This is a genomic window from Acidiplasma sp., assembly GCF_038728925.1.
In the GTDB taxonomy this organism is placed as follows: domain Archaea; phylum Thermoplasmatota; class Thermoplasmata; order Thermoplasmatales; family Thermoplasmataceae; genus Acidiplasma; species Acidiplasma aeolicum.
Map to the genome: position 1 here is coordinate 22,468 of NZ_JAVYSZ010000003.1, position 14,783 is coordinate 37,250.

Below are 14,783 nucleotides of genomic sequence, written 5' to 3' on the forward strand. Positions count from 1 at the left end.
GGCTGAGAGGCTATGATCAGTATATACTCATTAATAGACAGTAACAGGGAAATTTCTGGGCTTTTAATTGTGTTTTTTTATATAATTATCGCCCTGTTTTTTGGCTACCTGATTTCGGGGTTTATCAGGAAAATTTATCTTGATCAGGAGGAAAAAACATGGATTTATCCGGTATCCGGGAGAATTGTAAATTTTTTTGAGCGATTTTTAAAAGAGGATAAGAACAGGCAGATGGATTTTAAGGAATACTTTTTAAATCTTCTTATCTTTAATTTTTTTGCAGGTCTCATTGGCATAATCTTTATTTATTTTCAGAATTATTTACCATATTCACATGCAAATAATCACATGACACTATCACTAATTGTTAATACAGTTGTCAGCTTTCTAACAAATACAAATCTTGAGCATTTTTCCAATCCATTTGATCTGAGCATACTTTCATGGACATTTGTAATAACCGGATTGATGTTTTTATCTGCAGGAACCGGTTTTGCAGCATCCATGGCATTTATACGTGCAATATTAAACGACAATGGAAAGCTGGGAAATTTTTATCATGATTTTTTGATATCCATATTTTATGTAATATTCCCGCTGACCATTCTTTTTACTGTTATTCTTGTACTTTCCGGTGTGCCTGAAACCCTGAGCAGTTATATAAATGTACTTCCAATTGGAAGCAACTCTGCGGTCAGGCTTCCACTTGGCCCTGTGGCAACCCTGGTTTCAATTAAGGGTGTTGGAACCAATGGCGGTGGCTTTTACGGTGCAAATGCCGCATATCCCCTTGGAAATCCAAACTGGTTTACAAACATAGTTGAGTATGTTTCGTTCATGCTTGTTCCACTTGGTTCGGTATTTTCATTAAGATTGATTTTTGATAAGAGATTTGGAAACATGGTCATTGGTGTTTTAACATTTATATTTGTTTTTACATCCGTTGTTGCATTTATTGCAGAATACACGGGAATACCGGCACAGTCAGCACTTGCACTGTATACCGGAAACATGGCAGGAAAGGATGTGTACCTTGGGCTCTCAGAATCAACTGTTTTTCAGGTCGGCGCTGTATTTACATCCACGGGTGCCTCCACAGGAGGAATTATAGACTACACCCCAATAGGCCTTATGTCATTGCTAACAAACCTTGTTTTAAATGATCCACTGGGCGGTATTGGCACCGGAATTATCAATATATTTACATACATAATATTCACAGTGTTTATCACATCCTTAATGGTTGGAAAGCTTCCGGAATTAATGAACATAAGAATAGGTTCAAAGGAGATGAAGTATTCAACATTGTCACTGATAACACATCCGCTTATAATTTTAATACCACTTGGAATTACATTAATTATTCCAGCGGTAATGCACACATTTTACAATGGATTTTCATCAAATATTTCAGATCTATTGTATGAGTTTTCAAGCTCAGCATCAAATAACGGTTCAGAGGCGGGTGGATTTCTTACAAACTCGCCATATTTTAATTACCTTGATTCCTTAATAATGCTCCTTGGAAGGTATTTAATAATGGGCATACAGCTGCTGCTGGCACAGCAGTTTGCATTTAAGAAGCCCAAGATGATATATGAAAAATCAACAATAGATACCGGATCATTCTCATTTGGATTCATGCTTCTTGCTGTAATTATAATGGTTGGCCTGCTGTCATACATACCTGTCTTCTCACTTGGAACATTGTATGACTGGGCAAGGGATTTTAACTTTCTGGTGATTCCATGAACATTAGGGAAATTGTAATAAATTCACTTAAGGGTTTTGACCCACGTAATGAAATTAAGAACCCTGTAATGTTTATAACAGAAATAGCCTTTGTGCTATCAATATTTATAGCAGCATTTCCATCATCGTTTAATGTGCCATCATCAGGTGTATACATGGACTTTTATATTTCTGTCACGGTCTTATTATTTTTAACAGTGTTCTTCTCAAATTTAAGCACGTCATTATCTGAAAGCCAGAGCAAGGCCATAACAGAATCACTTGAAAAAATGAAGGTTTCCACAAAGGCAAATTTACTCAAGGATGGAAAAATAGAGATTGTTGAATCCGATAAATTAAGAAAGGGCGATATAGTTTTAGTAAGAAAGAATGAAATTATTCCGGCCGATGGTGAGGTAATAAAGGGCTCAGGATATGTTAATGAGTCAAATATAACCGGTGAATCCAGACCGGTCCTTAAACTGGTTGGAGACTCTGTCACAGGTTCAACAATGCTTGTAACAGATGAAATCACGGTTAGGGTCAATGTAAATCCCGGGGAATCATTTATAGACAGCATGATAAATATGGTAAAGAATTCTGTAAGGGAGAGAACACCAAATGAAATAGCATTATCCATATTTTTATCCGGGGTTACATTAATATTCCTAATAGTTGTTGCATCAATATTTTCAATATCAAATTACAGTGGTGTGAGGCCAAACATTGATATTTTAATAGTTTTATTAATAGCATTAATACCAACAACCATAGGCGGCCTGCTTCCTGCAATAGGCATAGCTGCAATAAACAAGGTGTCACAGTACAATATTATAGCGAAGAGTGGAAAGGCGGTGGAAAATGCAGGGGATATTGACACAATAATACTTGATAAGACCGGAACCATTACAATGGGTGAGAGGGAGGCTGTAAAGTTTTATCCAAATATGAACGTTGATGAGAGGGATGTTGCCCGGGCAGCACTGATGTCGTCATTAAATGATGAGACAATAGAGGGGATATCAATAGTCAGGCTGGCAAGATCAGAAAATATAGATGTTAATGATGATGAAATTAAGGATTATGAATTCATACCATTTTCATCAGAGACCGGTTTCAGCGGCATAAGGAAGGGTGATCATTACATCTATAAAGGCTCCTTAAGGTCATTATCAGAAAAACTCAATCTGCAGGATCAGTACATAAATGGAATATGCAAGCAGATATCATTAAAGGGTGGCACCGCCATTCCCGTGGCATCAGATGGAAAATTCCTTGGCGTTATAGAATTAAATGATATATTAAAACCAGGAATTAAGGATAGAATAAATGACCTTCATAAAATGAACATTGAAACAGTGATGCTCACCGGTGATGATGAGGTTACAGCTGCATATTTTGCACGTGAGGCCGGTATAGACGATTTTATTGCCAACAGCAAGCCGCAGGATAAGTACAACAGGGTTGTCATGGAAAAGGAAAGGGAAAGAATGGTGGCAATGATAGGTGATGGGACAAACGATGCGCCGGCTCTGTCAAAGGCAGATGTTGCCATGGCCATGAATACCGGCACACAGGCTGCAAAGGATGCTGCAAACATGATAGATCTGGACTCCACGCCAACAAAACTTATTGATGTAATCTTCCTTGGAAAGCAGATTTTAATTACAAGGGGATCACTTACAACATTCAGCATTGCCAATGACATATCAAAATACTTTGTAATAATACCTGCAATGTTTTACATGTTTCCTGAGCTTGGATTCCTGAACATACTTGATCTTACAGACCCGCTCAGGGCCATTACAGCGGCGCTTATATTCAACACAATAATCATTGTAATACTGGTTCCACTTGCATTAAGGGGTGTTAAGTATTCGCCATCAAGTGCATCAGACCTGCTGAAAAGAAACATAATAATATACGGCTTTGGTGGCATTGTCTTTCCCTTTATTGTTATATACATAATTTATTTATTGTTAAGTTTAGGAGGCATAGCATGGTAAAATTAAGAATTATAAAGGCATTTGCGCTTGCCATATTAATAATGTTTGTGGCCGGTTTTGCATTCCCGGCTGTAACATCATTAATAACGGAAAGCACACTTCCATACTATTCAAATGGGCATCCAGTGAAATACGATGGAAAAATAGTTGATTCATATCTTTTGACAGAGGCATTCAATGAGTCATATTTCTTCCAGCCAAGGCCATCTGCAGTGAATGATAACATTTCATCCAGCGGATCGTACTCAACATCATTAAGCAATAAAACAACACTTGAATTAAGTGAAAAATATCTAAAGGAATTTGAGGAAAGGAACCATGTCAATGCATCACAGATACCTTATGCCATGATCACATATTCCGGATCCGGTGTTGGCTATGCAATTCCATTAAAGGGTGCAACGCTTCAGGTTCACAGAATTGCGGTCAGCATCAGCAATTTAAGCGGTGGCAATTTAAGTATTTCTTCAATAGAATCATTCCTAAATGGCATAATAAATAAGGATAAGCAGAGGAACTTCCCGGTATTTGGAACATACTATGTAAACGTTGTGCAGCTCAACATGCAGATACTAAATTACCTGAAACAGAACAATATTTATGTGAATGTTCATTGATTATTTTTTTATTAATAATGTATCAACCCTCTGATCCTTTGATATATACTTTATATCAGAATTTATTCTTATTCTCTCATTTGCCGGTGACCTTGCACCAATAACAACGCAGTCAGGGTCCTCGTTAAGTATAATCGAATCTATCTCTGTTTTTATTCCAGATTTTTCTCCCGATTTTTCTATTTTAATATCTATACCATTTTTTGCTATATCTCCTATGCCATCAAAGAGGTTTTTAAATCCATGTGTTCTCCTTTTATCGTATTTTCTTAAATCAAAAATAATTATTTTTGCATGGTTAATCTTTGCAAGCTCAATACCAAAATACACTGCAGCCCTGGTGTTTATGGACTCTGCAACAGGCAAAAGTATTTTTTTATACGGGTATTCACGCTCGCTTATGCTTAGCAGTGCCACCGGTATATCTATGTTTTTAAGTATGTAATCACCAATGGACCCAAAAATAGAACCTGAAAGCATTGCCCTTTTATGTGTGGCCATTAAAAGCATGTCGTAATAATGCGATGACGCCTCCTTTAATAGCCCGGACCTTACATTATCGCTTGTGGTTATTTTTGGTATTACCTTCAGGCCACGCCTTTTTCCATCCTTATATGCATTTGTTACAAGTGTAACACTGTTTGACCATTCTATGCTATCATTTTTTTCCCTTACTGTTATTGCTGTAATCTCAGAGTTATTATACTCAGCAATATCATATGACATCTTAAGCGCCTTAATGGAATTTATACCCCTAAACATAGGTACCAGTATATGATCTGTTTTCAAAAAATATGATCTGGATGCCTCAAACATAATCTATTATATGTTATGCGCATATAATAATTTCTATTAATATGTGTGTAAAAATGACAATGATTAACACATATAATAAATTATTATATGAATATATTAATTAATATATATAAATTGTGAGTGTTTATCTCAGGTACAGAATTTTGATAATGTTGGAATTTCATAAAATCAAATGATATTTTTTACAACACAAAACTATAAATAATTGTTTTCATTTTAAATTGTAAGGGGAGCCATTAAATTGGCTGAGAGGATTGGGATCGACCCTTGGAACCTGATCCGGGTAATGCCGGCGGAGGGATGTTATGTATGAGGATGCTGGTTATAATGATATAAGGAAAAGTTTGGATTATCACCATTGGAATAAACATGATTCACTCATACTGACAACAATGATATCAACATTTTTTATATGGGGCGTTGTCTTAAGCATAGCACCTTTAATAACAACATGGCCTTTTATACCAAAATATTTTGATGAATACATTATATTATCATCACCATCAGGACTGCTATCAGGAAACTTTCTTTTGGGATATATTTCTGACAGGTACGGCAGGAAAAAATTATTTCTCTTAACAGTATTTTTAACATCTGCCGGTCTTCTTGCCATTGCACTCATTAAAAATCCCTACCTTATAATATTATCTGTTTTTACTGCAGAATTTGGGCTTGGAGGGGATGAAACAATATCATTATCATATTTATCAGAGCTTATACCCCTGAAATACCGTGGGGCGGTGCTGGTTGAAACATCAAATGTGGCAAATGTTTCCATAGTTGTTATGGCTGCAATTTTTTTATTTATACCAGACTCTGTTTATGCTGATAAACTATCTCTTCTAATAATTGCAATTTCAGGATTTTTTATATCATTAATCGCAAGGCTAAAATTAAAAGAGAGCATACGTTGGGATTATTTAAATAAAAATACAGAAAAACAGAGGGTTAAAATTAATTTTTCAAACTCCATAAAATTTTTATCATTATCATTCATAGCAATAACCATTGTTGTTGGCTTTGCCTTTTCAAGCCTTGTTCTTGGCCCATTTGAATTTCCGCAGTACTCATCTCTTATAATATTTGGCTCAACACTTGGCGGGACATTAACCGGTTTAATAGGTGGAATTTACATCGGTAAATCCAGAAGAAAAATTGTATCACTGCTGGGCTATACCGGCATGTTTATTATATGGATTTTGCTTTTAATCTTCATAAAATTTGTTCTGTCAAACATATATATACTTATATTTATGATAGCTGTAAGCGGCATATTCGGCGAGCTTGGCTGGGCATCAAGGGAGATGCTGGAGCCTGAAAACTTTGAAACGCTGCACCGCGGCACCGGCATTGGTAGCGTAAGGACTGTTGGATACTTTATATACATAATTTCAGTGTTTTTGCTTGTTAATAAATCAATTTATTTTTACCTTTATTACCTTTTAATAATATACCTAATAGGTTTCATCGGGTCTGTGCTTTATTACAAATATGGCAGGGAAACAAGAAAAAGCAGTGTTCTTTAAATCCATATTTTTATTTTAACAGTATTTATATATCCAATCAAATTTATTAATATGAATACAATATTTAAATGTGTTATGCATTGGAATAAGCAATAAAAAGATAGTGGGATACCCAAATATAATGAATCTACTTAAATCTGGTGTTGAATCATTATTTTTAATAGATTTTGATGCAATTCATAAAAGGGTTTTAAACCTGGAAATATACGAAAAACTATCCAAATTTTTTGACCTCACCGTTATGAACTATCCGCAGACAGAGGAGGATCTAATGGATACAATAATCAGCGGGGCCACATATGTTATAATAAACAATAATCTAACATATAAAAGGATACAGAGCTTTTTATCATACACGCAGAACATTGGAATTAACTATGATTACAACGATACATGTGTTTTTTTCAGCCAGAACGGCGGAAATATATACCTGACAAATAAACAGGTAATGCTTCCATATAAGCTTGCCTTTAACTACGGCCCATTTAATCTGCCAAATTCCATAAAACTTGAAAATTACCCATCCTCATTCATTTAATCTTTAATCTGGGAATCATTTTTGTTATTTTAAATATTATTTTTGGAATACTTTAGATATTATTAAACAATTAGGATGCAATGAATCTAAATGTGGATATAGGAATTAAAATTTCGAATCCCTTTATCCTGGCCTCCGGAATTCTGGATGAAAACGGCTACACCATGAAAAGAATTCTAGAAAATGGTGCGGCCGCGGTGGTTACAAAGTCCATCGGAACATCTGAAAGGCAGGGATACAATCCTCCAATTATATATGAAAATGACCCTGTATTTTTAAATGCTGTTGGCCTTTCAAACCCCGGCATAGACAATTTTAAAGATGAGGTAAAAATAGCCCTTGAATCCGGAAGGCCTGTAATAGGAAGCATTTTTGGAAAGGACGCCCCTGAATTTTCAGAACTTGCCAAAAAAATGGAGTCATACGGTGTTTCTGCCATAGAATTAAATTTATCATGCCCGCATGTAAACGGCTATGGCATGGAGGTTGGATCAGATCCTGACCTTGTCTATGAAATAGTATCTGAGGTTAAGTCAAGAGTAAAAATACCGGTTTTTTCAAAGCTGAGCCCAAACACATCAAATATACTCGAGGAGGCAAAGGCTGCTGAAAAATCAGATGCGCTTGTATTAATAAACACATTAAAGGGCATGGAAATAGATATAGCATCGAAAAAACCTGTTCTTAGCAATGTATACGGTGGTTTATCCGGAAAATGCATTAAGCCTGTTGGAATAAGATACGTTTATGAGGTAAAAAAGGAGACCGGAAAGACAGTTATAGGCGTTGGTGGCATAGAAAATGTTAATGATGCCATAGAATACATTATGGCCGGTGCATCTGCAGTTCAGATCGGAACTGCAATTTACAGGCATGGAATAAAAATATTTAATGAACTGAACTCTGGATTAATAGAATACATGGATAAAAACGGAATAAGTAATATTAATGATATGATAGGGGTGGCCATAGCATGAATTATTCCATAGTTTACAGCAATGTAAGGATTAATGAAAGCACGCATTCATTGAGATTTTTCATGGAATCTCCAGTACATCCGGGCCAGTTTATTATGATCTGGGCACCGGGGATAGGTGAAATACCCATATCCTTTTCATCTGTAAATAATCCGGTTGAAATTACCGTAAAAATTTATGGAGAACCATCAAAATATATTGCAAACCTCATGCCGGGAGAAAAAATTTTTTATCGCGGGCCATATGGAAGGCCATTCACCGGTGTAACTGGAAAAAAGCTAATTATAGGTGCAGGAACAGGAATTGCACCGTTAATGCCACTTGTTGATAACATGACCTCAGCAATATTATCCGCAAAAACAAAAAATGATCTGATATTTACAGACAGAATTAAAAATTTATATGTTGTAACAGACGATGGAACACTTGGAATAAAAGGTTTCGCGGTTGATGCACTTAAACAAATGGATATAAACGAATTCGATATGATATATGTATGCGGCCCGGAGATAATGATGAAATCCGTTTATGATTATTTATTAAACAAAACAGACAGGGTAGAATTCTCACTGGAGCGTCCAATGAAGTGCGGTATAGGCATATGCGATTCATGCTCAATCAACGGCATTCAGGTATGCAGGGACGGCCCTGTATTTTCAATTAAAGATTTAAAAAATATGGATGAATTTGGCAGAACAAGGCTTTCATTTTCCGGAAAAAGGATTTATCTTTAAAATTGTTTATATATTATTATAAAATTATATATCATGGTCTCACTGGAGGAGTCATGTGTTTTTAACCGCGGTGGCATATGCTATTTTCTTGAATCATCCACATCAAAATGTTCGTTATGCTTCAATTTTAAAAGTTTTACAAAATACGGAAGCAGGAGGAAGATATATTATAATTTATTTGACTATATAAAATCCAGCGGGTCACAGATTGCCTTTCCAAAGGGTGATGAGGAGCAGGAAACCCTTGAGTAGTTATTGAAATTTTATATTATTAATTTAAAATCCATAATTATTAAAAAATAAGATTAAATTTATATGTATTTTAAACATACAATCAGAATGGGGATAACCGACCATCTTGCAAATAAGAGAACATTCCTTGCATGGGTTAGAACTGGCATAGCACTCATGGGCTTTGGTTTTGTAATCTCAAAGTTTGAAATTTTTATTCACATATTAAATAGATCATCATATAATAATATTGGAAACTCACTAATAGCCGGGGAGATTATGATAATTCTTGGCATTGTTACCATAGGCTATGGCCTCTATGAATTTCTATCAAATGAAAAGGATATAGAAAATAATAATGTAAATTCAAGAAAGGTTGAATCAATAGTATTTTCAGCCATTATAATTGGCATGGCAATACTTCTTCTGGTATTTATTGTTTAAAAATATTATTATAAAAATTTTTAATTAATATGTTTAATTCTTCGGCCTGCCCCTTAAAACGATCTCTCTGAGCTCACGGCCGACCTGCTCCTCAAGGGAATTATCAAGGTCATCCATTAATGCCTGGAGGTGTTTTGATCCCTCATCGTATTCCTCTATCCATTCACTGGCAAATTTTCCACTCCTGATCATTTCGGCCTTCTCCCTCATCCTTTTTTTGACCTCATCGTTAATTATATATGGCCCAACGGTAAGCCCGCCATACTTTGCAGTATCTGAAACTGCCCTGAGCATGCCTGAAAGCCCCTTATCATATATCTGGTCTGTGATCAGTTTCATCTCATTTATTGCCTCAAAATATGCCATCTCCGGCCGGTATCCAAGATCAACTATGGTCTGAAATGTTGCCCGGAGCATTGCGGTGAGGCCGCCAACAAGGTCAAGCTGCTCACCCATTAGGTCTGTCTCTGTCTCCTCCCTGAATGATGTTTCAAGCACGCCTGCCTTTGTTGCTCCAAGCCCTTTGGCTATGGCCAGGGCCTTGTTCAGGGCATTTCCTGAATGATCCTGATGAACGCCCACAAGCACCGGAACGCCGCCGCCCTTAACGAAGAATTCCCTTACAGATGGCCCTGGTGCCTTTGGGGCTGCCATGTAAACATCAACATTTTCTGGTGGAACAATCAATTTATAGTGTATGTTAAAGCCATGTGCAAAGACCAGGTCCATGCCATCCCTTAAAACAGGCATAACCTTTTCTGTATATATCTTTCTCTGCACCATGTCCGGAACAAGGAATATAACTATATCAGAATCCTTCAATGCATCCTCTGTTTTTTCCGGTGTTATGCCATCAGAAACTGCCTGCCTCCATGAATTGCCCTGCCTTTCAAGACCAACATGAACATTCAATCCGGAGTCCCTAAGGTTCAGTGCCCAGGCCCGGCCCTGGCTGCCGTATCCCAGTATTGCTATCTTCTTATTCCTTATGTAATCAAGATTTGCATCATTTTCAGTGTATACCTTACCAAGTATCTTACCCAACAAGCTCACCCCATTCATATTTTTCCGATTTTTTAAAATTAATGTTAAATTTATTTACATTATAATCCTCCAAGACCTCGACATTGTCAACATCAACTGTCTTGCTAAGTGTCATTATTGCTATATTCATATTGCCGAGATTGTACCTGTCGTAAAGGGACAGGTAAACTGTGCATTCATTTTCATCATTGCATTCCGCATTCATCCATTTTATATCAACCCAGAATTTTCTAAAATTGGCTGCAATTCTCTCAAGCAGCCCCGGGTCTCTATAATTGGCCGTTACCTTTATTACCTTTTCTTGGGTCACTTACTATCACCTCGCTTAATTTTCCTCCCGGCGGTAATGTCGGAAGGGCCAGCTCCTCCTTATTAACCGGCACCCTGATGACTGACGGCACATTCTCATGCATTGCCCTTTTTATGGCCTCTGCAATGTCATCATATGTTTTTGCATCATATGCATCGGCACCGAAGGATTCTGCATACTTAACTATGTTTGGAGAATTGCCGTAATCAACGCCAACTATTCTCTTATTCTGGAACATGTCCTGAACCTGTCTAACAAGTCCAAGAGTCCTGTTGTCGTTTACCACCGCTATTACCGGTATGTTCTCATCCACTGCGGTGGCAAGGTTGTTCCCTGTCATCATAAAAGACCCATCACCGTCATAGTCCAGAACAACCTTATCCGGCCTGCCGACCTTTGCCCCCATTGCAGCAGGAAGCCCAAAGCCCATTGTGCCCATTCCAGTGGATGAGAAGAATGATCTTGGCTCAAGATTTTCCCAGTAAACCTCTGCCCACATCTGGTGCTGGCCAACACCTGTGGTTAATATCGCATCCCTTGGCAGCGAATCCCTCAGCGTCTTTAGTATTCTCCACGGCCTTAAGTGGCCGTCATCCGGTGGATGTGAAAACTGTGAATAATACTCCTTTAGCTCATTTACCCTTTTGTTCCACTCATGGTTCTGGTGCTTGCTTCCCAGAAGGGCCATGGCATTTAATAATTCTGATACTAAAACCTTTGCATTGCCCTGAAGCTCTATGTCAGGCTTTATGCCCTTATTAAAATCTGTCGGGTCCAGATTTATTGATATGAATGTTTTCCTTGTATCCTTCATTTCATCGTACGATGTGAATGTACGGTCGCTAAACCTTGCACCTATGGCAACCATGACGTCAGATTCAAGTGCCACCATGCTTGCCTCTGCACGGCCATAGTAACCCATGGCACCAACATATAATGGGTAATCAGCAGGTATTACTGATTTTCCGGGAAGCGTTGATACTATTGGGCACCCGATAAATTCAGCAAGCCTCATTATTTCATTGGTTGCATTGGCCCACATTGCCCCGGTTCCAACTAAAAGCACGGGTCTTTCTGCATTTAATAATGCATTTGCAGCCTGCCTTAATTTGTCCTTATTTACAACGGTTCTGAATGGCCTGTAATGAACCCTTGGCTCTTCTGGATAATTAACATTATCTATGTCCTCGAGCTGTATGTCCCTTGGTACATCCATCACCACCGGCCCTGGCCTTCCAGTGGAGGCTATGTAAAATGAGTTTTTCACCCATAGCGGTATCTCATTGATATCCTTTATCTCAACGGCATATTTGGATACCGGGAATGAGGCGCCAAGGGTATCAGATTCCTGAAATGAAAGCTTCCCCATGGAGTTTCTGTTAACACCGCCTGTTATAGCAACAACCGGTGAGGAATCCTGGTATGCCGTGATCAATCCGGTGATCAAATTGGTCACACCAGGACCGGATGTCGCAGTGCATACACCAGGTATGCCTGTGGCACGTGCAAAACCGTCAGCAGCGTGCACCGCTGCCTGCTCATGCCTCATCAGGATATGCCGGAGCTCGCCATTGTTGACATCCTCAAAAAATGAGTCATACATTGGCATGTTGTATAGCCCCGGTATTCCAAAAATATTTTTTACACCCTCCCTTTTCAGGGATTCCACTAAAAGCCTAGAACCCTTCATTTACATCACTTTCTTTAAAAACAAACCCAGTAGCATGCATTATACCAAAAAAACCGCCACAGATGTTAGATAAACCTTTTCATCCCATACATATTTATTCACCACCCCATGCATTAGCACGACACAGGGTAATCTCTATTAATACTTAATACTATTTAAATATTTCTCAATATTTTATGGAAATATGTCCCAATTTTAAATTTTTAATAATTTTTTTCCTGTACATTACATTATTTTAAATGATAAAATCAGAAATTATCTCATTTTTTACATTATTAATATTTTTTTAAACATAATTTTTTAAAATTTTAATAATCAATTATCAATTCATTACATAATCACATATTTTTATAAAAATTTATATAATGGCAATTGTCCGCTTAACAAGTCTTATATACTATATTGCTTTTAATTCAAAAATGAAACGATCTGATGTTACCTATAGCGGTCCCGAAAGGGCACCCAACAGGTCTTACATGAAGGCCATGGGGCTTACAGATCAGGACCTTGAAAAATATATTGTTGGTGTTGCTGCAGCATGGAATGAGGCAGGTCCATGCAATATTCATGTCCTGTCACTTGCGAATCATGCGAAGGAGGGTATAAGAAATAGAAACGGAACACCAAGGGTTTTTACCACGCCTGTTGTAATAGACGGTGTTGCAATGGGCACAGAGGGGATGAAATACTCACTGGTGAGCCGTGAATTAATAGCAAATACAGTTGAATCCACTGTCAATGCCCATAGTTATGACGGCTTTGTTGCACTTTCAGGCTGCGATAAGACCAGTCCAGGGATGATGATGGCAATGGCCAGGCTTAACCTTCCGTCAATAGTGATGTACGGCGGAACCACACTTCCCGGATACTTCCATGGAAAGCAGATTGCTGTTGGAGACCTTTTCGAGGCTGTTGGCGCATACATGAACGGGAAAATGTCGCTTGCAGAGTTAAAGCTCATGGAGGATAAGGCCGTACCAACTGCAGGATCATGCGGTGGACTTTATACTGCAAACACAATGGCAATGATGACCGAGGTTCTTGGACTTGCATTGCCGGGCAGTGCATCGCCGCCTGCAGTGGACAGTGCCAAGGAAAAGTATGCATATGAAACCGGCCGCACATTAATGGATTTAATTGAGACAGACCTTAAACCAAGGGATATACTAACTCAGGAGTCATTTTACAATGCAATCTCTGTTTTGATGGCATCTGGGGGTTCAACCAATGCTGTATTGCACCTGCTTGCAATAGCCCATGAGGCCAATGTTAAAATAGATCTGGATGACTTCGACAGATTATCAAGGAAGATACCTGAAATTGTTAACATGAAGCCATCAGGTGAGTATGTCATGGCAGATCTTGATAAAATCGGCGGTGTTCCAATATTAATGAAGATACTTTTGGAGCATGGCATTTTAAATGGGGAACAGCTCACTGTAACAGGAAAAACCATAGCAGAAAACCTTAAGGATATAAGGGTTGCAAATTTAAATAATGTTATATACGATTATGATAAGCCGCTTAACCCTACCGGGGGCATAAGGATACTAAAGGGATCACTGGCACCAGATGGTTCTGTTTTTAAGATATCGGCATCAAAGGTTAAGTACCATAAGGGCCCTGCAAGGGTATTTGATTCTGAGGAAGAAACATTTAAGGCAATAAAGGCCAGGAAAATAAAAGCCGGTGATACTGTAATAATCAGGTATGAAGGGCCAAAGGGTGGACCGGGCATGAGGGAAATGCTATCGGTCACATCAGAAATCGTTGGTGAAGGTCTTGGAGAATCCGTTGCCCTTGTTACAGATGGACGGTTTTCCGGTGCAACCAGGGGAATAATGATAGGCCATGTGGCACCAGAGGCCATGGATGGCGGCCCCATAGCACTTGTCAGGGACGGAGATATGATTGAAATAGACGGGGTAAACGGAAAAATAAATATCCTTGTCAGCGAGGATGAGCTTGAAAGGAGAAAAAAGGAGTGGAAAAAACCGGAGCCAAGGTATAAGACAGGCCTGCTTCACCAGTATTCAAGGCTCGTTGCATCCTCTGCTGTGGGTGCCTACCTTGAATAAAACATACAAAATATTTTTTAAGTATTTTCAATAATCATTTT

The 14,783-nt window shown here is 38.1% G+C and carries 14 protein-coding genes and 1 riboswitch; of the genes, 10 read left to right on the forward strand and 4 right to left on the reverse strand.

Annotated features, from left to right (window positions below):
- The first annotated feature begins 12 nt into the window (after nucleotides 1–12).
- The 3 genes from QXW15_RS02080 to QXW15_RS02090 are packed head-to-tail and all read left to right on the forward strand — an operon-like array spanning nucleotide 13 to nucleotide 4,354.
- Nucleotides 13–1,752: a potassium-transporting ATPase subunit KdpA gene (locus tag QXW15_RS02080; protein WP_048101405.1), complete on the forward strand. Its 1,740-nt coding sequence runs from the start codon at nucleotides 13–15 to the stop codon at nucleotides 1,750–1,752.
- Nucleotides 1,749–3,737, forward strand: a complete 1,989-nt coding sequence (gene kdpB, locus QXW15_RS02085) for a potassium-transporting ATPase subunit KdpB (RefSeq protein ID WP_048101404.1) — start codon at nucleotides 1,749–1,751, stop codon at nucleotides 3,735–3,737. Before QXW15_RS02080 ends, kdpB begins: the two co-directional genes overlap by 4 nt.
- Complete coding sequence (locus QXW15_RS02090) at nucleotides 3,731–4,354, forward strand: potassium-transporting ATPase subunit C (RefSeq protein ID WP_054964062.1); 624 nt, start codon at nucleotides 3,731–3,733, stop codon at nucleotides 4,352–4,354. The genes kdpB and QXW15_RS02090 overlap by 7 nt, the downstream gene beginning before the upstream one ends.
- On the opposite strand, the gene QXW15_RS02095 is transcribed toward QXW15_RS02090, so the two are convergent.
- Nucleotides 4,355–5,170: a universal stress protein gene (locus QXW15_RS02095; RefSeq protein ID WP_048101402.1), complete on the reverse strand. Its 816-nt coding sequence runs from the start codon at nucleotides 5,168–5,170 to the stop codon at nucleotides 4,355–4,357.
- A gap of 216 nt (nucleotides 5,171–5,386) precedes the next feature.
- Nucleotides 5,387–5,488, forward strand: a riboswitch (TPP riboswitch).
- On the opposite strand from QXW15_RS02095, the gene QXW15_RS02100 reads away from it, so the two are divergent.
- The 6 genes from QXW15_RS02100 (at nucleotide 5,476) to QXW15_RS02125 (ending at nucleotide 9,620) form a co-directional block, all read left to right on the forward strand.
- Entirely contained in the window at nucleotides 5,476–6,696 is a 1,221-nt protein-coding gene (locus QXW15_RS02100; RefSeq protein WP_054963867.1) for an MFS transporter, read from the forward strand. (Overlaps the previous riboswitch by 13 nt.)
- Nucleotides 6,697–6,817: 121 nt before the next feature.
- Nucleotides 6,818–7,234, forward strand: coding sequence for a hypothetical protein (locus tag QXW15_RS02105; RefSeq protein ID WP_236689040.1), 417 nt, complete (start codon nucleotides 6,818–6,820; stop codon nucleotides 7,232–7,234).
- Nucleotides 7,235–7,314: 80 nt separating this feature from the next.
- Nucleotides 7,315–8,211, forward strand: a complete 897-nt coding sequence (locus QXW15_RS02110; protein WP_048101399.1) for a dihydroorotate dehydrogenase — start codon at nucleotides 7,315–7,317, stop codon at nucleotides 8,209–8,211.
- Nucleotides 8,208–8,945 carry a dihydroorotate dehydrogenase electron transfer subunit gene (locus QXW15_RS02115; RefSeq protein ID WP_054963865.1) on the forward strand — a complete coding sequence of 246 codons (738 nt, stop codon included), beginning with the start codon at nucleotides 8,208–8,210 and terminating at the stop codon, nucleotides 8,943–8,945. The genes QXW15_RS02110 and QXW15_RS02115 overlap by 4 nt, the downstream gene beginning before the upstream one ends.
- 33 nt (nucleotides 8,946–8,978) lie before the next feature.
- A complete protein-coding gene (locus QXW15_RS02120) occupies nucleotides 8,979–9,197 on the forward strand; it encodes a hypothetical protein (RefSeq protein ID WP_055032625.1) in 219 nt (72 codons plus the stop codon).
- An 87-nt stretch (nucleotides 9,198–9,284) separates the two neighbouring features.
- Nucleotides 9,285–9,620 (forward strand): YidH family protein, encoded by a 336-nt coding sequence (locus QXW15_RS02125; RefSeq protein WP_048101396.1) that lies wholly within the window; start codon nucleotides 9,285–9,287, stop codon nucleotides 9,618–9,620.
- Between the two features lie 33 nt (nucleotides 9,621–9,653).
- On the opposite strand, the gene ilvC is transcribed toward QXW15_RS02125, so the two are convergent.
- The 3 genes from ilvC to QXW15_RS02140 are packed head-to-tail and all read right to left on the reverse strand — an operon-like array spanning nucleotide 9,654 to nucleotide 12,664.
- Nucleotides 9,654–10,664 carry a ketol-acid reductoisomerase gene (ilvC, locus tag QXW15_RS02130; protein ID WP_201779332.1) on the reverse strand — a complete coding sequence of 337 codons (1,011 nt, stop codon included), beginning with the start codon at nucleotides 10,662–10,664 and terminating at the stop codon, nucleotides 9,654–9,656.
- Nucleotides 10,657–10,974, reverse strand: coding sequence for an ACT domain-containing protein (locus QXW15_RS02135; protein ID WP_048101394.1), 318 nt, complete (start codon nucleotides 10,972–10,974; stop codon nucleotides 10,657–10,659). The genes ilvC and QXW15_RS02135 overlap by 8 nt, the downstream gene beginning before the upstream one ends.
- The gene (locus QXW15_RS02140; protein ID WP_054964516.1) at nucleotides 10,934–12,664 is read right to left on the reverse strand and encodes an acetolactate synthase large subunit; all 1,731 of its coding nucleotides are present in this window, start codon (nucleotides 12,662–12,664) and stop codon (nucleotides 10,934–10,936) included. Before QXW15_RS02140 ends, QXW15_RS02135 begins: the two co-directional genes overlap by 41 nt.
- Before the next feature lie 419 nt (nucleotides 12,665–13,083).
- Here QXW15_RS02140 and ilvD point away from each other — a divergent pair, with 419 nt between their 5' ends.
- Nucleotides 13,084–14,742: a dihydroxy-acid dehydratase gene (ilvD, locus tag QXW15_RS02145; protein WP_048101803.1), complete on the forward strand. Its 1,659-nt coding sequence runs from the start codon at nucleotides 13,084–13,086 to the stop codon at nucleotides 14,740–14,742.
- The last annotated feature ends 41 nt before the right edge of the window (nucleotides 14,743–14,783 follow it).